This window comes from Allobosea sp. GW821-FHT10B12 (assembly GCF_059415545.1).
This window is the reverse complement of sequence record NZ_JBWKNL010000006.1, coordinates 72,808-91,590: the sequence shown is the minus strand read 5'-3', so window position 1 is coordinate 91,590 and position 18,783 is coordinate 72,808. Positions and strand designations below refer to the sequence as shown.

At 66.4% G+C, this 18,783-nt stretch carries 13 protein-coding genes; 5 read left to right on the top strand and 8 right to left on the bottom strand.

Annotated elements, in window-relative coordinates; all coding sequences use genetic code 11:
- Positions 1 to 170: 170 nt before the first annotated feature.
- Complete coding sequence (locus AC07O0_RS20520; RefSeq protein WP_494625542.1) at positions 171 to 632, top strand: Hsp20 family protein; 462 nt, start codon at positions 171 to 173, stop codon at positions 630 to 632.
- 92 nt (positions 633 to 724) lie between these two features.
- Here AC07O0_RS20520 and AC07O0_RS20515 read toward each other — a convergent pair whose 3' ends face one another.
- Together AC07O0_RS20515 and AC07O0_RS20510 are read right to left on the bottom strand one after the other, a co-directional pair.
- On the bottom strand, positions 725 to 1,531 hold the full coding sequence (locus AC07O0_RS20515; RefSeq protein WP_494625541.1) for a hypothetical protein: 807 nt from the start codon (positions 1,529 to 1,531) through the stop codon (positions 725 to 727).
- A gap of 102 nt (positions 1,532 to 1,633) precedes the next feature.
- Complete coding sequence (locus AC07O0_RS20510; protein ID WP_494625540.1) at positions 1,634 to 2,692, bottom strand: threonine aldolase family protein; 1,059 nt, start codon at positions 2,690 to 2,692, stop codon at positions 1,634 to 1,636.
- Positions 2,693 to 3,274: 582 nt separating this feature from the next.
- Between AC07O0_RS20510 and gltB the strand changes: the two genes are divergently transcribed.
- Both gltB and AC07O0_RS20500 read left to right on the top strand, forming a co-directional pair.
- Positions 3,275 to 8,011: a glutamate synthase large subunit gene (gltB, locus tag AC07O0_RS20505; protein WP_494625539.1), complete on the top strand. Its 4,737-nt coding sequence runs from the start codon at positions 3,275 to 3,277 to the stop codon at positions 8,009 to 8,011.
- A 20-nt stretch (positions 8,012 to 8,031) separates the two neighbouring features.
- On the top strand, positions 8,032 to 9,456 hold the full coding sequence (locus AC07O0_RS20500) for a glutamate synthase subunit beta (RefSeq protein WP_494625538.1): 1,425 nt from the start codon (positions 8,032 to 8,034) through the stop codon (positions 9,454 to 9,456).
- Positions 9,457 to 9,606: 150 nt separating this feature from the next.
- On the opposite strand, the gene mutT is transcribed toward AC07O0_RS20500, so the two are convergent.
- The 5 genes from mutT to AC07O0_RS20475 form a co-directional block, all read right to left on the bottom strand.
- Positions 9,607 to 10,011 (bottom strand): 8-oxo-dGTP diphosphatase MutT, encoded by a 405-nt coding sequence (gene mutT / locus AC07O0_RS20495; protein WP_494625537.1) that lies wholly within the window; start codon positions 10,009 to 10,011, stop codon positions 9,607 to 9,609.
- A 6-nt stretch (positions 10,012 to 10,017) separates the two neighbouring features.
- A complete protein-coding gene (locus tag AC07O0_RS20490; protein WP_494625536.1) occupies positions 10,018 to 10,506 on the bottom strand; it encodes a carboxypeptidase regulatory-like domain-containing protein in 489 nt (162 codons plus the stop codon).
- Positions 10,507 to 10,520: 14 nt separating this feature from the next.
- Complete coding sequence (locus AC07O0_RS20485; protein ID WP_494625535.1) at positions 10,521 to 11,462, bottom strand: DMT family transporter; 942 nt, start codon at positions 11,460 to 11,462, stop codon at positions 10,521 to 10,523.
- Entirely contained in the window at positions 11,431 to 12,684 is a 1,254-nt protein-coding gene (argJ, locus tag AC07O0_RS20480; protein ID WP_494625534.1) for a bifunctional glutamate N-acetyltransferase/amino-acid acetyltransferase ArgJ, read from the bottom strand. Before argJ ends, AC07O0_RS20485 begins: the two co-directional genes overlap by 32 nt.
- A gap of 131 nt (positions 12,685 to 12,815) precedes the next feature.
- Complete coding sequence (locus AC07O0_RS20475; protein ID WP_494625533.1) at positions 12,816 to 13,652, bottom strand: peptidylprolyl isomerase; 837 nt, start codon at positions 13,650 to 13,652, stop codon at positions 12,816 to 12,818.
- A gap of 307 nt (positions 13,653 to 13,959) precedes the next feature.
- Here AC07O0_RS20475 and secA point away from each other — a divergent pair, with 307 nt between their 5' ends.
- Complete coding sequence (secA, locus tag AC07O0_RS20470) at positions 13,960 to 16,806, top strand: preprotein translocase subunit SecA (protein ID WP_494625532.1); 2,847 nt, start codon at positions 13,960 to 13,962, stop codon at positions 16,804 to 16,806.
- Positions 16,807 to 16,931: 125 nt separating this feature from the next.
- The gene (locus tag AC07O0_RS20465; RefSeq protein ID WP_494625531.1) at positions 16,932 to 17,504 is read left to right on the top strand and encodes a hypothetical protein; all 573 of its coding nucleotides are present in this window, start codon (positions 16,932 to 16,934) and stop codon (positions 17,502 to 17,504) included.
- Between the two features lie 10 nt (positions 17,505 to 17,514).
- Here AC07O0_RS20465 and AC07O0_RS20460 read toward each other — a convergent pair whose 3' ends face one another.
- Positions 17,515 to 18,720, bottom strand: coding sequence for an MFS transporter (locus tag AC07O0_RS20460; RefSeq protein ID WP_494625530.1), 1,206 nt, complete (start codon positions 18,718 to 18,720; stop codon positions 17,515 to 17,517).
- Positions 18,721 to 18,783 lie beyond the last annotated feature (63 nt).

Below are 18,783 nucleotides of genomic sequence, written 5' to 3'. Positions count from 1 at the left end.
CCGGCAGGCTCACCGCCTCGTTATGCCCAGCTGGACCCGGTCTTGAAAAGCCGGAAAACGTCACCCAGATCATTGCTGCGCAGGCCGTGAAGCGGCTGCGCGAGCTTAACCCAAAGCCCGCGCTCATGATGAGGCGGGTGATCAACTGTCGCTTCCTTTGGAGGACAATCATGCGTTCCTACGATCTTTCCCCGCTCTATCGCTCGACCGTCGGCTTCGATCGCCTGTTCTCGCTGCTCGACCAGGCCACCAGTGTCGAGAATACGCCGAGCTACCCGCCCTACAATATCGAGCGCACCGCCGAGAACGCCTATCGCATCTCGATCGCGGTTGCCGGCTTCGGTGAATCCGACCTCTCGATCGAGAGCAAGGAGAACGGGCTGACCGTCCGTGGCGAGAAGAAAACCGCCGAGGATGCCGAGAAGCGCGAGGTCCTGCATCAGGGCATCGCCGCCCGCGCCTTCGAGCGTCGCTTCCAGCTCGCCGACTATGTCCAGGTCACCGGTGCCAGCCTCGAGAACGGGCTGCTCCATATCGACCTTGTCCGCGAGATCCCCGAGGCCAAGAAGCCGCGCCTGATTCCGATCGGTGCGCAGGGCGCCAAGGTGATCGAGGCCAAGAAGGCCGCGTAACCAATATCGGTGCGCAAACACCGCTTGCCTGAAACGAGAGAGCCTCCCCGGGAAACCGGGGAGGCTTTTTGTCTAGGCGTGCCGCGCAGCCCTTAGTTCGGCGGGTTGACCGGTGAGATCGGCGTTTCCGGCTTGGGTTGTGCCGTCTTCATCTCTTCGATCTGCACCGGCGGCAGCGTCGTGTCGGGCGTCGGAATGCCGCTTGGATGTGCGCGCGCCAGCGGCGGGACGCGGTCGGGCTCGTCGGCGCCGCGGACATCCTGCGGGTTGACCAGCTTCGGCTTGCCGATCTCGCTCGGCGCGATCGACGGCACCGCGGCGGGCTTCGCCGGAGCAGCATCCGGCTTCGGAGCTGCCGGCGAGGGTGGTGCGACGGTCGCAGGCGCACTCGCCTCGGCCGGCGGCTGCGTCGGCTTCAACGCGGCGGGCCTCTCCGGCGGGCGTGGCGTCAGCTTCTTCGGCGCCGGCCGTTCTTCCTCGCGCGGATCGAGCCTGACGGTCCGGGGCGGCTGCAGCACGATGCGATCGATCAGATCACCGCTGAAGCGATCGATGACCAGCCGCACCCGCGACCCGTTCGCCGCCAGGCCGTCGACGATGAGGGCCGAGCGGGTCCGCACCGTTCGCTGCACCTCGCGCAGGCCGAATTCCTGAGCTGCGCCTCGCTCGAGAGATCGCGGCGGGATCGGCGCTGCCCGGCGCGGCGCATAGCCGTAGCGCGGCCCGTAATCATCGTCGTAGTCATAGCCATAGCCGTAACGGGCGTAGCCGCCGCCGTAATCGTCGAGCTGCGCCAAAGCGGGGCCGCTCGCGCCGGCCATTGCGGCCAGGATAGCAAGGCCGGCCAGCCGACGGCGCAAAGAGTGCGGCGCGGCGGCGGGCGAAACCAGGACTGCCATGGTCTGTCCTCTGTCAGACGAAATTTGCAGTCTTCAGTTCTTGATAAGGATTGCGGCGCGCTTGCGGCGTGAATCGGCTGGGAAACAGGCTCTTTCCAGCGCCTAGACGATAGCCAGCACGGCCGCGAGCTGATCGACCTCCTCCGCCTGGGTCGCGAAGGAGCAGACGAAGCGCCCGACGACCTCGCCGGTTTGGAGTTTCGCCCCGCCTGGCAGCGCCGCATCGGACCAGGCGATATATTGCACGCCCTCATTTGCCAGCACGGCCTGCGCCCGCGGCGGCAGCACCAGGAAGACCTCGTTCGCCTCGCAGGCCCAGGCCAGCCGGAACTTGCCTCCGGTCTCGACGGCTCGCGCGAGGCGTTTGGCCATCGCATTGGCGTGGCGGGCGAGATCGAGCCAATGCCCGTCAGCAAGCAGCCCCTCGAATTGCGCCCCGATCAACCGGCCCTTGGACAGAGTGTGCCCCGCACGCTTGCGCCGCCACGGCATCTGCCCGGCATCGGCCGGGTCGAAGACGATCACGGCTTCGGCGGCGAAGGCGCCGTTCTTGGTGCCGCCGAAGGAGAGCACGTCGACACCTGCCTTCCAGGTGGTCTCGGCAGGCGTGCAGTCGAGCGCTGCAACCGCATTGGCGAAACGGGCGCCATCCATATGCAGCTTCAGCCCGCGCGGCGCGATCGCCTGCTTCAGCGCCGCGATCTCGGCCGGCGTGTAGACCAGTCCGCATTCGGTCGCCTGGGTGATCGAGAGCAGCTGCGGCTGGACCTGATGCACGGCGCCCGCCCGCATGCGCGCGAGCTGGTCGGTGACGACCTCCGGTGCGAGCTTGCAGCCGTCACCGGGCAGGCCGACGATCTTGGCCCCGCCGGTGAAGAATTCGGGCGCGCCGCATTCATCTGCGGCGATGTGCGCCTCGTAATGGCAGAGCACCGCCCCCCAGGGCTGGACCAGGCTCGCCAGCGCCAATGAATTCGCCGCCGTGCCGGTGGTGACCAGGAAAACCGCGACCTCGCGCTCGAACAGCTCCGCGAACAGGGCCTCGACCCGCTTCGTCCAGGCATCCTTGCCATAGGCGGCGGAAAAACCGTCATTGGCGGCCGCCATCGCCCGCATCACCGGTGCGCTCGCCCCGGCCAGATTGTCGCTGACGAAATTCATGAAGCTGGCATCCGGCGGGCGCTGAGAGGGTCCTGACCGATAAGCAGCCTCCTGCCGCTGCGCAATCCGCGCCGACGCAGGGCAGCCCCGATTCCGCCGATCGATAACTTCCGGCTTGGCTCGCTGGCCGGCGTGATGTGAAAATGTCCGTACAGAGATAGAGATCGCAATAAAATGTCGCCGCAGTGCAAAATCGACGCTTGTGCCCAGATTGGAATTCTGGCAAGGTCAAGGCAATAGGACAGCGATGCTGTCCCATTTCAGAGGAGCCTCGCCGAGGCTCCGACGCAGGCGGATGGAGCGGACGATGACGGGAGGTACGGCGAACAAAGCCAAAGCCAACCGTACGACGCGCGCCGCCCGCAAAACGGCGGCGTAACCAGGCGCGGCAGGGCTGATCAAAGCCCGAGGCGCCTGCGGAGGACGCGGGCGCAAGACCAAACCGGCGCAAGCAACCTTCGCAAACCGAGAATAAAGCCGAACCGGCCCGATCCTTGCTCGACAAGGTGGACGCTGGAGCGGCGGTGGACTTTGGCTGGCTCCCGAGCCGATGCTGCGGGGCCGATGCGGGCGGAGGTGACGATGAGCGAGAGCAGGAAGGCGAGCGCGATGGCCAAGACTACTGCTAAGACCGCCACCACGACGACGACCGCTTTCGAGCGTTTCCCCGAGGTGCGCGATCCGGCCATGCCGGCCCGCCAGGGCCTCTACGATCCGTCCTATGAGAAGGATTCCTGCGGCGTCGGCTTCATCGCCGACATGAAGAACCGCAAGAGCCATGCGATCGTCGCGCAGGGCCTGCAGATCCTGCACAATATCGACCACCGCGGCGCAGTCGGCGCCGATCCCAAGCTTGGCGACGGCTGCGGCATCCTCACCCAGATCCCGCATCGCTTCTTCAAGGAAGAATGCGCCAGGATCGGCATCGAATTGCCCGAGCCCGGCCACTACGCCATCGGCCAGTTCTTCATGCCGCAGGAGGCCGACAACCGCGCCGTCTGCGAGGAGATCGTCGCCCAGACGGTCGAGGAGGAAGGCCTGATCTTCCTCGGCTGGCGCGACGTGCCGGTCGACAACAGCGACCTCGGCGAGGCCGTCAAGGAGACCGAGCCCTGCCATCGCCAGATCTTCGTCGGCCGCCCCGCCGGGCTCGTCAGCGAGGACGAGTTCGAGCGCCGGGTCTATGTCCTCAGAAAGTCGGTCTCGAACAAGGTCTACAAGCGCCATGACCGGGCGACGGCGACCTATTACCCGGTCTCCTTCTCCTGCCGGACCATCGTCTACAAGGGCATGGTGCTCGTCACCCAGCTCGGCGACTATTTCAAGGACCTGACCGACGAGCGCTTCGAGAGCGCGCTTGCCCTCGTCCACCAGCGCTTCGCCACCAACACCTTCCCGTCCTGGCGCCTCGCCCATCCCTACCGGATGGTCGCCCATAACGGCGAGATCAACACGCTGCGCGGCAACGTCAACTGGATGGCGGCTCGCCAGGCCTCGGTCGATTCCGAGCTCTTCGGCGCCGACATCTCCAAGCTCTGGCCTATCTCCTATGAGGGCCAGTCCGACACCGCCTGCTTCGACAACGCCCTCGAATTCCTGGTCCAGGGCGGCTATTCGCTCGCCCACGCCATGATGATGCTGGTGCCCGAGGCCTGGGCCGGCAACCCGCTGATGGACGAGAGCCGGCGCGCCTTCTACGAGTATCACGCCGCGCTGATGGAGCCGTGGGACGGCCCGGCCGCGATCGCCTTCACCGATGGCCGCCAGATCGGCGCGACGCTCGACCGCAACGGCCTGCGCCCCGCGCGCTATCTCGTCACCGACGACGGCCTCGTCGTGCTCGCCTCGGAATTCGGCGTGCTGCCGATCCCGGAGGAGAAGATCGTCCAGAAGTGGCGGCTCCAGCCCGGCAAGATGCTGCTGATCGACCTCGAAGAGGGGCGCATCATCGGCGACGACGAGATCAAGAGCACGCTCTGCCTCGCCAATCCCTACAAGGACTGGCTGAAGCGCACCCAGATCGTGCTGGAGGAGCTGCCCCCGGTCGAGGCGCGCGCCTCGCGCACCGACGTCGCTTTGCTCGATCGCCAGCAATCCTTCGGCTACAGCCAGGAAGACACCAAGATCCTGATGGCGCCGATGGCGGTGACCGGCCAGGAAGCCGTCGGCTCGATGGGCACGGATACGCCGATCTCGGCGCTCTCCTCGAAGTCGAAGCTGCTCTACACCTATTTCAAGCAGAACTTCGCCCAGGTCACCAACCCGGCGATCGACCCGATCCGCGAGGAGCTCGTGATGAGCCTCCTCTCCTTCATCGGGCCGCGGCCGAACATCCTCGACCTCGAAGGCACCTCGCGCCGCAAGCGCCTGGAAGTGCGCCAGCCGATCCTGACCAATGACGATCTTGAGAAGATCCGCTGCATCGGCCACTACGAGGATCGCTTCGACACCAAGACGCTCGACATCACCTATCCGACGCGCGAGGGCGCGGCCGGCATGGAGGGCGCGATCGAGCGCCTGTGCGAGCGCGCGGAAGCGGCCGTCCATGGCGGCTACAACATCATCATCCTCTCCGACCGGCAGGTCGGGCCGGACCGCATCCCGATCCCGGCGCTGCTGGCGACGGCGGCCGTCCACCATCACCTGATCCGCAAGGGCCTGCGCACCTCGGTCGGCCTCGTGCTGGAATCGGGCGAGCCGCGCGAGATCCACCATTTCGCCTTGCTCGCCGGCTTCGGCGCCGAGGCGATCAACCCCTATCTCGCCTTCGAGACGCTGGAGGCGCTGTACGAGGCCGGCGAGTTCCCGCCGGAGGTCGACCGCTACGAAGTGGTCAAGCGCTTCATCAAGTCGGTCGGCAAGGGCCTGCTCAAGGTCATGTCGAAGATGGGCATCTCGACCTACCAGTCCTATTGCGGCGCCCAGATTTTCGACGCCGTCGGCCTGCGCACGCAGTTCATCGACAAGTACTTCACCGGCACCATCTCCTCGATCGAGGGCGTTGGCCTCGCCGAGATCGCCGAGGAGAGCGTGCGCCGCCATCGCGACGCCTTCGGCGACTCGCCGGTCTATCGCGATGCGCTCGACATCGGCGGCGAATACGCCTTCCGCCTGCGCGGCGAGGCGCATGCCTGGACGCCGGAGAACATCGCGCTGCTCCAGCACGCCGTGCGCGGCAATGCCCGCGACAAGTTCAAGGCCTATTCCGAGCTGGTCAACGACCAGAGCGAGAAGTTCTCGACCATTCGCGGCCTGTTCCACGTCAAGATGGCGGACGAGCTCGGCCGCCAGCCGATCCCGCTCGACGAGGTCGAGAGCGCGGTCTCGATCGTCAAGCGCTTCTCCACCGGCGCCATGTCCTTCGGCTCGATCAGCCACGAGGCGCATTCGACGCTGGCGCTGGCGATGAACGCGATCGGCGGCAAGTCGAACACCGGCGAGGGCGGCGAGGAGCCGGAACGCTTCAAGCCGCTGCCGGATGGCCGCTCGATGCGCTCGGCGATCAAGCAGGTCGCCTCCGGCCGCTTCGGCGTCACCACCGAATATCTCGTCAACTCGCAGATGATGCAGATCAAGGTCTCGCAGGGCGCCAAGCCCGGCGAGGGCGGACAATTGCCTGGCCACAAGGTCGATGCCCGCATCGCCAAGGTCCGGCATTCGACCCCCGGCGTCGGCCTGATCTCGCCGCCGCCGCATCACGACATCTACTCGATCGAGGATCTCGCCCAGCTGATCTTCGACCTGAAGAACGTCAACCCGGCTGCGGACGTCTCGGTCAAGCTTGTCTCCGAGCTCGGCGTCGGCACCGTCGCCGCCGGCGTCGCCAAGGCGCGCGCCGACCACATCACCATCGCCGGCTATGAGGGCGGCACCGGCGCCTCGCCGCTGACCTCGATCAAGCATGCCGGCTCGCCCTGGGAGATCGGCCTCGCCGAGACCCACCAGATCCTGGTGATGAACAAGCTGCGCGGCCGCATCGCCCTGCAGGTCGACGGTGGCCTGCGCACCGGCCGCGACATCGTCGTCGGCGCGCTGCTGGGGGCCGACGAGTTCGGCTTCGCCACGGCGCCGCTGATCGCCGCCGGCTGCATCATGATGCGCAAGTGCCATCTCAACACCTGCCCGGTCGGCGTCGCCACCCAGGACCCGGTGCTGCGCAAGCGCTTCAAGGGCACGCCCGAGCACGTCATCAACTTCTTCTTCTTCCTCGCCGAGGACGTGCGCGAGATCATGGCCGAAATGGGCGTCAAGAGCTTCGACGAGCTCGTCGGTCGCTCCGACTGGCTCGACAAGAAGCAGGCGATCGACCACTGGAAGGCCAAGGGGCTCGACTTCGCCCGCATCTTCCACAAGCCGGAGCCGGCCGCGGGCGTCGCCATCCGCAATGTCGAGCGCCAGCACCACCCGATCGAATCGGTTCTCGACCGCACGCTGATCGCCAAGGCCGGCGCCTCGCTCGATACGGCTGCGCCGGTGGTGATCGAGAGCGCGATCCGCAATGTCGACCGCTCGACCGGCGCGATGATCTCGGGCGAGATCGCCAAGCGCCATGGCTCGATCGGGCTGCCTGAGGACACCATCACGGTGAAGCTCACCGGCACCGCCGGCCAGAGCTTCGGCGCCTGGGTCGCCGGCGGCCTGACGCTCGACCTCACCGGCCAGGCCAACGATTATGTCGGCAAGGGCCTGTCGGGCGGCAAGCTGATCATCCGGCCCGATGCCAAGTCGCGCGCCGTCGCCGAAGAGGCGATCATCGTCGGCAACACCGTGCTCTACGGCGCGATCTCCGGTGAGTGCTACTTCCGCGGCGTCGCCGGCGAGCGCTTCGCCGTGCGCAATTCCGGCGCGATCGCGGTGGTCGAGGGCACCGGAGACCATGGCTGCGAATACATGACTGGCGGCGTCGTCGTCGTGCTCGGCCAGACCGGGCGCAATTTCGCGGCCGGCATGTCCGGCGGCATCGCCTATGTCCTCGACGAGGACAAGAGCTTCGCCAAGCGCTGCAACCTCTCCATGGTCGATCTCGAGCCGGTGCCGGAGGAGGAGGAGCTGACCCAGCGCCTCTACCACCATGGCGGCGACCTCGAGTTCAAGGGCCGCATCGACGTCATGGCCAACATGTCCGGCTACGACGCCGAGCGCCTGCACCAGCTCATTGCCAACCACCTGAAATACACCGGGTCGGCGCGGGCGCAGGCGATCCTCGAGAACTGGGCGGACTACCTGCCCAAATTCGTCAAGGTCATGCCGGTCGAATACCGGCGCGCACTACTGGAAATCGAGCGGGCCCAGGCCGGCGTCTCGGTTGCGGCCGAGTAATCGAACAGGCGGATGAGACGATGGGCAAGGTAACCGGTTTTCTCGAGATCGACCGCCGCGACCGGAAGTATCTTCCGGCCTCGGACCGGATCCGGAACTACAAGGAATTCGTGATCCCGCTCGGCCGGGAAGCGACCCGCGACCAGGCGGCGCGCTGCATGAACTGTGGCATCCCGTATTGTCACAATGGCTGCCCGGTCAACAACCAGATCCCGGACTGGAACGACCTCGTCTACAATGACAAGTGGCAGGAAGCGCTGACCAACCTGCACTCGACCAACAACTTCCCCGAGTTCACAGGCCGCGTCTGCCCCGCCCCTTGCGAGGCGTCCTGCACGCTGAACCTCGAGGACACCCCGGTCACCATCAAGTCGATCGAATGCGCGATCGTCGACAAGGGCTGGCAGGAAGGCTGGATCAAGCCCGAGCCGGCCGAGGCAAAGACCGGCAAGAAGATCGCCATCATCGGTTCCGGCCCGGCCGGCCTCGCCGCTGCCCAGCAGCTCGCCCGCGTCGGCCATGAAGTCCATGTCTATGAGCGCCAGGGCCGCGCCGGCGGCCTGCTACGCTACGGCATTCCCGACTTCAAGATGGAGAAGTCGCATGTCGACCGGCGCGTCGCCCAGATGGAGGCCGAGGGCGTCGTCTTCCATTACGGCGTCAATGTCGGCATCGACATCGACCCGCAGGAGCTGCTCGCCCAGTACGACGCGATCGGCCTGACCGGCGGAGCCGAGAAGCCGCGCGACCTGCCGATCGAGGGCCGCGATCTCGACGGCGTCCAGTTCGCCATGGACTTCCTGCCGCAGCAGAACCGCCGCAATGGCGGCGAGCCGGACACCACGGGCAATGCTCGCCCGATCCTCGCCGGCGGCAAGCATGTCGTCGTCATCGGCGGCGGCGACACCGGCTCCGACTGCATCGGCACCTCGGTGCGTCAGGGCGCGCTCTCGGTCACCCAGCTCGAGATCATGCCGCAGCCGCCGGAGAAGGAGAACAAGCAGCTGACCTGGCCGAACTGGCCGCTGAAGCTGCGGACATCCTCCAGCCACGAGGAAGGCGCCGAGCGCGACTTCGCCGTCGGTACCGTCAAGTTCACCGGCGAGAACGGCAAGGTGAAGACCCTGCACTGCGCCAAGGTCGACGCCAGTTTCAAGCCGATCGAAGGCAGCGAGTTCCAGCTCAAGGCCGATCTCGTTCTGCTCGCCATGGGTTTCGTCTCGCCGGTGCATGACGGGCTGCTCGCCAAGCTCGGCGTCAAGATCGACGGGCGCGGCAATGTCGAGGCCAACATGCTGGCCTACAAGACCTCGGTCGAGAAGGTCTTCGCCGCTGGCGACATGCGCCGTGGTCAGTCGCTGGTGGTCTGGGCCATCCGCGAGGGCCGCCAGATGGCGCACTCGATCGACAAGCACCTGATGGGCGAGACCATCCTGCCGCGCTGAGCGGCAGGATACTTGGGCCTCACGAAAACCTCGACGTCATGCTCGCCCTTGTGGCGAGCATCCACGTCTTGAACCCAGGCCTCGACCAGCGAAGACATGGATGGTCGGGACAAGCCCGACCATGACGCGAACTGCAGTGATCGCGGCCCTCTAGGCCCCCAGCAGATCCACCAGCGGCGGGATCAGTGGCTCGTCGGCCGGCGGCATGGCGAGATCGCGCAATTTGCCAGGGCGGACCCATTTCAGCGCCTGCCCCTCGCCCGAGATCACCGTCCCTTCCCAGCGCCGGCAGATATAGAGCGGCATCAGCAAATGGAATTCGGGATAGGCGTAGCTGGCGAAGGTCAGCGGCGCGAGGCAGGCTTCCTTGACCGTAATGCCGAGCTCCTCGGACAGCTCGCGGATCAACGCCGGCTCCGGCCGCTCGCCGGCCTCCAGCTTACCCCCGGGAAATTCCCACAAGCCCGCCAGGGCCTTGCCTTCGGGACGTTGGGTGACGAGCACGCGGTTGTCGGAATCGACCAGCGCGCAGGCGACGACGAGCAGCAGTTTCACGAAAGGCTAATGTCCCGAGAGGATGACCTCGACCGGCTCGGTTTCCTTGCCGGTCAGTGTGACCTCCTCATAGACCGTGCCGCCCTCGCGGAAAACCGCGTCCTCCTCGCCCCAGATCACCTGCGTCGAGACGAAATAGGTCCCGGGCGCGAGCTTGTCGAAGCTGAAGCGGCCATTGGCCGCGGTCTTGGCCGTGCGGGTCAGCTCGGCATAGCGCGGGTCGACCTGGTCGTTCGGATAGCGCCAGTGCGGCAGGAACTTGGTCTTGCCGAAGACGCGGGTGAAACGCTCGCGGGCATAGGCCGTCGCCGGGATCAGCTTCACGACCTCGCCGGCGGCGTTCACGACCTGCCCTTTCGAGCGCGTCCGGAAGGCGTGGCCGACGATGACGCCGGTTCCGTCTTTTCGGATGAAGGCCGCTTCCTCCGTCGAGAAGGAGGACGTCGTCACCGGTCCCTGCACGCAGGCACCCAGCAAGGCCGCAAGGCCCAGCACACATATAATCCTTATCATCTGGCTCGTCCCCCCGCAGGCGCCGTCGATACCAGGAAGACGCCTGCGAGGATGATGCAACCTCCGATAATCTGCCGCAACTCCAGCGTTTCGCCGAGGACGAGCACACCCATGACGGCAGCGACCGCTGGAACGAGATAACCGGTCATTGCCGCCCGCGTCGGCCCGGCAGCGCGGATCAACCGCATGAAGAACGTCACCGGCAGCGCCGTCGCAAACACGCCGAGCGCCAGCACGGCCTGCCAATGCGGCGCCAGGGCCGCGAGCGCCGCTCCGCCCGAGAAGACCAGCGTCAGCAGCAGCGCGCTTGAGCCGGAGACCATCTGCTGGCCAAGCGCGAGCCGGATCGGGTCGCCCGCCCGCGGCGGCACGGCGCGCGTATAGAGATTGGCGCAGGCATAAGAGAGCGTCGCGCCGACCATGGCGAGGACGCTGAGCGCCGTGCCACCCCCTTCGACCAGACGGGGACCGATCAGGATGGCGACCCCGGCCATGCCGACGAGGATCCCGGCGAGGCGGCGCCGGCTCAGATGCTCTTCCGAGAACAGAAAATGCGCGAACAGCGCCGTGACCAGCGGCCCCGCAGCCTGGATCATCGCCGCCGGACCGCTGGCGAGCTGGATCAGTGCATAGGCGACGAGCACGTTCGGCAGCCAGCCATTGAACGTGCCGAGCATGAGCCAGTGGCGGATCTCGTGACGACGCGGCAGCGGGCTCTGGCCGCGCACCGCAACGAAGAGGGCGAGCGTCGCCGCGCCGAGCAGGCCACGACCGGCGGCGATCGCCCAGGGGGTGACCTCGCCGGCCATCAGCTTGATGAACAGGTAGCTCGAGCCCCACAGGAACGAGCAGGCGGCGAGGTTGCCGACGATGAACGTCTTGCTCGGACCCGCAGGTCCGGCAGGCTCAGGAGCGGTAGTCGCCGTTGATCTCGACATAGGCCTTGGTCAGGTCGCAGGTCCAGACAGTGGCCTTGCCGCGGCCGAGGCCGAGATCGGCGGTGACGACGATGTGCTCGCCCGTCATGTAGTCGGAGACGGCCTGCTCATCGTAGGAGCCGGCGCGAGCGCCCGCTTCAGCAACCTTGATCGCGCCGAAGGAGATGTCGAGCCTGTCGCGATCGGCCGGCTCGCCAGCCTTGCCGACCGCCATGACGATGCGGCCCCAATTGGCGTCCTCGCCGGCGACCGCCGTCTTGACCAGCGGCGAATTGGCGATCGAGAGCGCGACCTTCTTGGCCGAACGCGCCGACTGCGCCCCGACGACGCGGACCTCGACGAATTTGCGGGCGCCCTCGCCGTCCTTGCAGACCAGGTGCGAGAGCTCGAGGAGCAGCGCGTTCAGCGCCCGCTTGAAGCCGGAGAGCCTGGCGTCCGCTGGGTCGGTGATCTCCGGGACGCCGCGGGCCTTGGCTTTCCCGGTAGAGAACAGCATCAGCGTGTCGGAGGTCGAGGTGTCGCTGTCGACCGTGATCGCATTGAACGAGCCCTTCACCCCCTTCGACAGCAGGGCCTGCAGCACGGGCGCTGCGATCGGCGCATCGGTGAAGACGAAGGAGAGCATCGTCGCCATGTCAGGCGCGATCATGCCGGCGCCCTTGGCGATGCCGGCGATCACCACCTCATGCCCGTCGATCTTGGCCTTGCGCGAGACCGCCTTCGGGAAGGTGTCCGTGGTCATGATCGCCTTGGCGGCGTCCGACCAGGGCCCGTCGGCGGCACGCTTGGCGCAATCGGCCAGCACGCCCTCGAACTTGGTCGCGTCGAGCGGCTCGCCGATCACGCCGGTCGAGGCGATGAAGACCTCAGCGTCCTTGCAGCCTGCCGCCTTGGCCGCGATCTTCGCGGTCAGCGCGACTGAGTCGCGACCCTTGAGGCCGGTGAAGGCATTGGCGTTGCCAGAATTGACGACGATGGCGCGGGCCTTGCCCTGCGCCAGATTCTCCCGGCACCAGTCGACCGGCGCCGACGGACATTTCGAGCGCGTGAAGACGCCGGCGACCTGCGAGCCCTCGTCGAGCAGGACGAGCAGCACGTCGGTGCGACCCTTGTAGCGGATACCGGCCTCGGCGGTGGCGAAACGCACGCCCGGCACGGCCGGGACCTTGGGCTGGCGCTTCGGCGCGAGCGGAGAAACGGGAACATCCTTGCCGGCCATCATGCGTCTCCTCGTAACGTTGGCCCGATGTGCCGCAGCGGCGGAGCGAAGACAAGAGTTCGATCCCCTCCAAAAGCAAACGCCCGGGCATGGCCCGGGCGCATCACGACGGTATGATGAAGGATGAGGCCCGATCAGGGCTTCTTCGGCTCGGCCGGAGTCGGCGTCGCCGGCTTGTCGAGGCGCTCGACCTTGGCCTTGTCGCGCAGCGCCACGATGATGTCCTGCTGCGCCTTGCGGACCAGGTACTGGTCGATCTGCGGCTTGACCTCGTCGAAGCTCGGCAGCGGCTTGCTGCGCTTGTCCTCGACCTTGATGACGTGCCAGCCGAACTGGCTCTTCACCGGCTCGGAGACCTGGCCCTTGTCGAGCTTGAAGGCGGCCTCGGCGAACTCAGGCACCATCCGATCCTTGGCGAACCAGCCGAGATCGCCACCCTCCTTGCCCGAGCCCGGATCCTTGGAGAGCTCGGCGGCGACCTTGGCGAAATCCTCGCCTTTCTTCACCCGCTCCAGCGCCGCCTTGGCCTGCGCCTCCTCGGGCACCAGGATATGGCGGGCGTGGACCTCTTCCTCGGGCTTCATCGCCTTGACAGTGTCGTCGAACAGCTTCTTCGCCGCTTCCGGCGTCGCTGCCTTCTTCGCCTCGACCGTCAGGTACTCGTCGAGCAGCAGCTTGTCACGGTTATAGGCCAGACGCTTGGCGAATTCGGGCCCGTCGCCGATCTTGGCGGCCGCCGCGGTCTTGGCGCCGAGCTTGAGGTCGACCAGATAGTTGATCAGCTCCTCGCGCTTGCGCTCCTCTGGCATCTGCGCGGTGCGCTCGGCGAGATCGTCCTCGGCGAGCTTGAGGTCGCCTTCAGTGATGGTGATGCCGTCGACCTTGGCGACGGGCTTGTCCTGCTGCGCAAGGGCGGGCACGGCGGCCAGCGCGAAGCCAAGCGACAGCATGGCGAGACGGGAGGACAACATCGGTGCGGCCTTTCAACTGGACGGCGCGAAGATCGATCTCACCGGCTGAGTGCCAGCAGAACGCAGCCTTGGCAAGGCTAGGCCTTGCACATCAACGCGAGCCGATCGCCGTGGTTCAATCCGCCACAGCCAGCCTCACCACCGTCCGAGCCTCTTGGAACCGGCCTGGCCGGACCTTACATGCGCGCGGATGAGCGCGTGCTGGACCACGCGCCTGCGCCCGTCTAAACACGCGCGTGAAATTCCTGGGATTACCGCTTCGGCCACGCCCTCAGTGCCGGCCGGATTCGCCATTGAAAGGCCAGACATGCTTGGCGCGCTTGCAAAGAAACTCTTCGGCTCGTCGAACGATCGGCGGGTGAAGGGCTACCAACCCCGCGTCGCTGCGATCAACGCGCTCGAAGCCGAGGTGTCCCAGCTCTCCGACGAGGCTCTTCGCGCCCGCACCGAAACCTTCAAGCAGCAGATCGCCGACGGCGCGAAGCTCGACGACCTGCTCGTCCCGGCCTTCGCCACCGTGCGCGAGGCGGCCAAGCGCACGCTCGGCCAGCGCCATTTCGACGTCCAGCTGATCGGCGGCATGGTGCTGCACGAGGGTTCGATCGCCGAAATGAAGACCGGCGAAGGCAAGACCCTGGTCGCGACCTTGCCGGTCTATCTCAACGCGCTCGCCGGCAAGGGCGTCCACGTCGTCACCGTCAACGACTACCTCGCCCGCCGCGACGCCGAGTGGATGGGCAAGATCTACAATTTCCTCGGGCTCAGCTTCGGCATCATCGTCCACGGCCTCGACGATGAGGAGCGCCAGCGCGCCTACGCCAGCGACATCACCTACGGCACCAACAACGAGTTCGGCTTCGACTATCTGCGCGACAACATGAAGTACGAGGTCGCGCAGATGAGCCAGCGCGGCCACCATTTCGCGATCGTCGACGAAGTCGATTCGATCCTGATCGACGAAGCCCGCACGCCGCTGATCATCTCCGGCCCGCTCGACGACAAGTCGGACCTCTATGTCGCGATCGACAAGGTTCTGCCCAAGCTGATCAAGAGCGATTACGATGTCGACGAGAAGCAGCGCACGGTCGCCCTGACCGAGGCCGGCAACGAGCATATCGAAGAGCTGCTGCGCGAGGCCGACCTCCTCAAGGAGGGCGATCTCTACGACGCCGCCAACGTCACCCTGGTCCACCATGTCAACCAGGCGCTGCGCGCCCACTCGCTGTTCACGCGCGACAAGGACTATATCGTCCGCAACGACGAGGTCGTGATCATCGACGAGTTCACCGGCCGCATGATGCCGGGCCGGCGCTATTCGGAAGGCCTGCACCAGGCGCTCGAGGCCAAGGAGCACGTCACCGTCCAGCCCGAGAACGCGACGCTCGCCTCGATCACCTTCCAGAACTATTTCCGCCTTTACAAGAAGCTCGCCGGCATGACCGGTACCGCCGGTACCGAGGCCGACGAGTTCGAGCAGATCTACAAGCTCGAAGTGGTCGAGATCCCGACCAATGTCCCGGTCGCCCGTATCGACGACGACGACGAGGTCTACCGCAGCTTCCCGGAGAAGGTGAAGGCGATCATCAAGGAGCTGGAGCGCGCCAGCGAGCGCCTGCAGCCGGTCCTGGTCGGCACCGCCTCGATCGAGAAGTCCGAGCAGATCGCCGAGATGCTGGTCGCCGCCGGCTTCAAGCAGATCGACTTCAGCCAGCCCGGCGCGCTCGACTCACTCTATGCGGCTGCCCGCACCGGCAAGAGCACCAAGCAGTTCGCCGTGCTGAACGCCCGCTTCCACGAGCAGGAAGCCTTCATCGTCGCCGAGGCCGGCGTGCCCGGCGCGATCACCATCGCCACCAACATGGCCGGCCGCGGCACCGACATCAAACTCGGCGGCAATGTCGAGATGCGCGTCTCGATCGAGACCGCCGGCATGGAGGACGGGCCGGAAAAGCAGGCCAGGACCAAGGCGATCGAAGAAGAGGTCGCGCGTTTCAAGGAGATCGTCCTCAACGCCTCTGAGACCATCGAGCTCGAACCGGCCAAGGGCTCGCGCCCGGCCAAGACCATGACCCGCCCCGGCGGCCTCTACATCATCGGCACCGAGCGCCATGAGAGCCGGCGTATCGACAACCAGCTGCGCGGCCGCGGCGGCCGCCAGGGCGATCCCGGCCGCTCCAAGTTCTTCCTGTCGCTGCAGGACGATCTGATGCGCATCTTCGGCTCCGACCGGATGGACGGCATGCTGCAGAAGCTCGGCCTGCAGGAGGACGAGGCCATCGTCCATCCCTGGATCAACAAGGCGGTCGAGAAGGCTCAGGGCAAGGTCGAGGCGCGCAACTTCGACATCCGCAAGAACATCCTGAAATACGACGACGTCATGAACGACCAGCGCAAGGTCGTGTTCGAGCAGCGCCGCGAGTTCATGCGAACCGAGAGCGTGCGCGAGACCATCGACGACATGCGCCACGGCGTCGTCGAGGACACCGTCTCTCGGCGCATCCCCGAGGACGCCTATCCCGAGCAGTGGGATGCCGCGGGCCTGCGCGAGGATGTCGCGACCTATCTCAACCTCGAACTGCCGATCGAGGACTGGGCCAAGGAAGAGGGCATCGCCGATGCCGAATTGCGTGAGCGCATCCGCAAGACCGCCGACGACGACTACACGGCGCGCATCGAGCGCAACACCGAAGAGGTGATGACCTATATCGAGAAGCAGGTGCTGCTGCAGACGCTCGACCATCTCTGGCGCGAGCATCTCGTCACCCTCGATCATCTGCGTCAGGTCATCGGCTGGCGCGGCTATGCCCAGCGCGACCCGCTGAACGAATACAAGCAGGAGGCCTTCGAGCTGTTCGACGGGCTGATCGGCCGCCTGCGCGAGCAGGTCACCGGCAATCTGATGCGCGTCGAGGTCCGCTTCGAACAGCCGCCGGAAGAGGGCCAGAGCTTCGACCAGGGCGGCAACGATGCCTTGCCGCCACCGCCGGCCGGTTTCTTCGCCAGCCAGCCGCAATTCGCCGCGACCGATGGCGACCTCGCCGTCGCCGAGCGCAACCCGGCCGATCCCGCGACCTGGGGCAAGGTCGGCCGCAACGAACTCTGCCCCTGCGGCTCCGGCAAGAAGTTCAAGCACTGCCACGGTCAGTTCGTCTGAGCCGGCTTGCAGAGCCTTCCGACCAGATCGAAAAGCTCCGGCCGACCGCCGGAGCTTTTTTCTTGCCGCCGGCGCGCGCGCCTGCATCCTGACGATGCAAGACGTAACAGGGCGTGGAGCCGTCCGTGAGCCAGGCCGCTTTCGAGATACGGCTCGATTACACTGCCGAGGAATTCGCGCACTACCAGGCCATCGAGGCCGGCAGACGGCAGGCTCTGATGAAACCTTCGTTCTGGGAGGGTTGGGGCGTTCTGATCGCCTGCGGCTGCGCCGTGGCTCTGCTCGCTGCGAGCCTCGCAGTCACCGGCGGCGCGACGGAGCTGCGCGCCGGTGGGACGATCGCGGCACTCGCCTTCGCCGCCTTCTGGCTCGGCCTCTGGGCGCCCTCCCTCGCCGCCCGCGCTTCCGCGGCGCAGCGCGAGCGGGCAGCCTTCGACGATTTCATGGCCGAGTGGCAGGGTTGCCGTATCCTGGTCACGGAAGCCGGCTTCTGGACGCGCAGCCGCAACATGCGCGGCTTCATGCCGTTCTCGGCCATCCGCTCCGCGACGCAAGGCCACGGCCTGCTCTCGCTATGGCCGCTGGCCGGAGCGCCGATCAGCCTTCCATTGCGTCTGCTGACGCCGGAGCAACAGGCGCAGCTCATCGCCCTTGCCGGCAAGGCTGGAGAGGCGGTCGTCCCCTCCACCCCTTCCTGAGGTGCGCGGCTTAGCCCGCGCTGTGCCGTGGTAGCCTTGGCAGCAGAATGGTCAGCAGCCCCAGCAGCGGCAGATAGGAACAGACCTTGTAGACGAAGGTGATGCCATAGGCATCGGCGAAGCCGCCGAGGAAGGCGGCGCCAAGCCCGCCCGCGCCGAAGGCGAAGCCGAAGAACATGCCGGCGATCAGGCCGACGCGGCCCGGCACCAGCTCCTGCGCGAACACCACGATCGCCGAGAAGGCCGAGGCGAAGATCAGTCCGATCATCACGCTGAGGACACCGGTCCAGAACAGGTTGGCGTAGGGCAGGAGCAGCGCGAACGGGATGACGCCGAGGATCGAGAACCAGATCACGAAGCGCGCGCCGAAGCGGTCGCCGATCGGGCCACCGGCGAAGGTGCCGATCGCGGCCGCACCGAGGAACAGGAACAGCATCAATTGCGCATCGCGGAAGCCGAGTTGGAACTGCTCGATGACGTAAAAGGTGAAGTAGCTCGATATGCTCGCCATGTAGACGTTCTTGGTCGCGGTCAGCAGCACGAGGACGAACAAAGCGAAGGCGACGCGCCGCCCCGGCAGTGGCAAGGCGCGGCTGGCAGCCGGGCGGCCGGCCTGCGCCCGGCGATGGGCGGCATACCAGGCCCCTACCCGCGTCAGGACGAACACACCCGCCATGGCGATAACCGAGAGCCAGGCGACGCTGCCCTGGCCGAAGGGCAATACGATGAAGGCTGCCAGCAACGGCCCCAGCGCCGAGCCGAGATTGCCGCCGACCTGGAACAGCGACTGCGCCAGTCCATGCCGCCCGCCCGAGGCGAGCCGCGCGACCCGCGACGCCTCCGGGTGAAAAATCGCCGAGCCCAGGCCAATCAGGCAGGCGGCCACGATCAGCACCGCAAAATTATGGGCGTTGCCGAGCAGAATCAGGCCACCGAAGGTCGAGGCCATGCCGGCGGGCGCCGAATAGGGCATCGGCCAGCGATCGGTCACCATGCCGACGACCGGCTGCAGCAGCGAGGCCGTGACCTGGAAGGCCATGGTCAGCAGGCCGATCTGGACGAAATCAAGGGCGTAGTTCGCCTTGAACAACGGGTAGAGCGAAGCCAGCAGCGACTGCATCACGTCGTTCAGCAGATGGCAGAAGCTGACTGCGAGCAGAACGGAGATCGTCGTCTTCTCGAAGCGGGGGCGGCTCCCCTCGATCGTTGCAACCATGGCGGTGTCCCTTGGTGAACCTGTAGCGGCGCTCCTTCTACAGGGCTTGCTCGTGACCTTCTT

Coding starts and splice junctions, on each gene's coding strand:
- AC07O0_RS20520 (WP_494625542.1), top strand. CDS start 171: ATGCGTTCCTACGATCTTTCCCCGCTCTATCGCTCGACCGTCGGCTTC.
- AC07O0_RS20515 (WP_494625541.1), bottom strand. CDS start 1,531: ATGGCAGTCCTGGTTTCGCCCGCCGCCGCGCCGCACTCTTTGCGCCGT.
- AC07O0_RS20510 (WP_494625540.1), bottom strand. CDS start 2,692: ATGAATTTCGTCAGCGACAATCTGGCCGGGGCGAGCGCACCGGTGATG.
- gltB (WP_494625539.1), top strand. CDS start 3,275: ATGAGCGAGAGCAGGAAGGCGAGCGCGATGGCCAAGACTACTGCTAAG.
- AC07O0_RS20500 (WP_494625538.1), top strand. CDS start 8,032: ATGGGCAAGGTAACCGGTTTTCTCGAGATCGACCGCCGCGACCGGAAG.
- AC07O0_RS20485 (WP_494625535.1), bottom strand. CDS start 11,462: ATGTCGAGATCAACGGCGACTACCGCTCCTGAGCCTGCCGGACCTGCG.
- argJ (WP_494625534.1), bottom strand. CDS start 12,684: ATGATGGCCGGCAAGGATGTTCCCGTTTCTCCGCTCGCGCCGAAGCGC.
- AC07O0_RS20475 (WP_494625533.1), bottom strand. CDS start 13,652: ATGTTGTCCTCCCGTCTCGCCATGCTGTCGCTTGGCTTCGCGCTGGCC.
- secA (WP_494625532.1), top strand. CDS start 13,960: ATGCTTGGCGCGCTTGCAAAGAAACTCTTCGGCTCGTCGAACGATCGG.
- AC07O0_RS20460 (WP_494625530.1), bottom strand. CDS start 18,720: ATGGTTGCAACGATCGAGGGGAGCCGCCCCCGCTTCGAGAAGACGACG.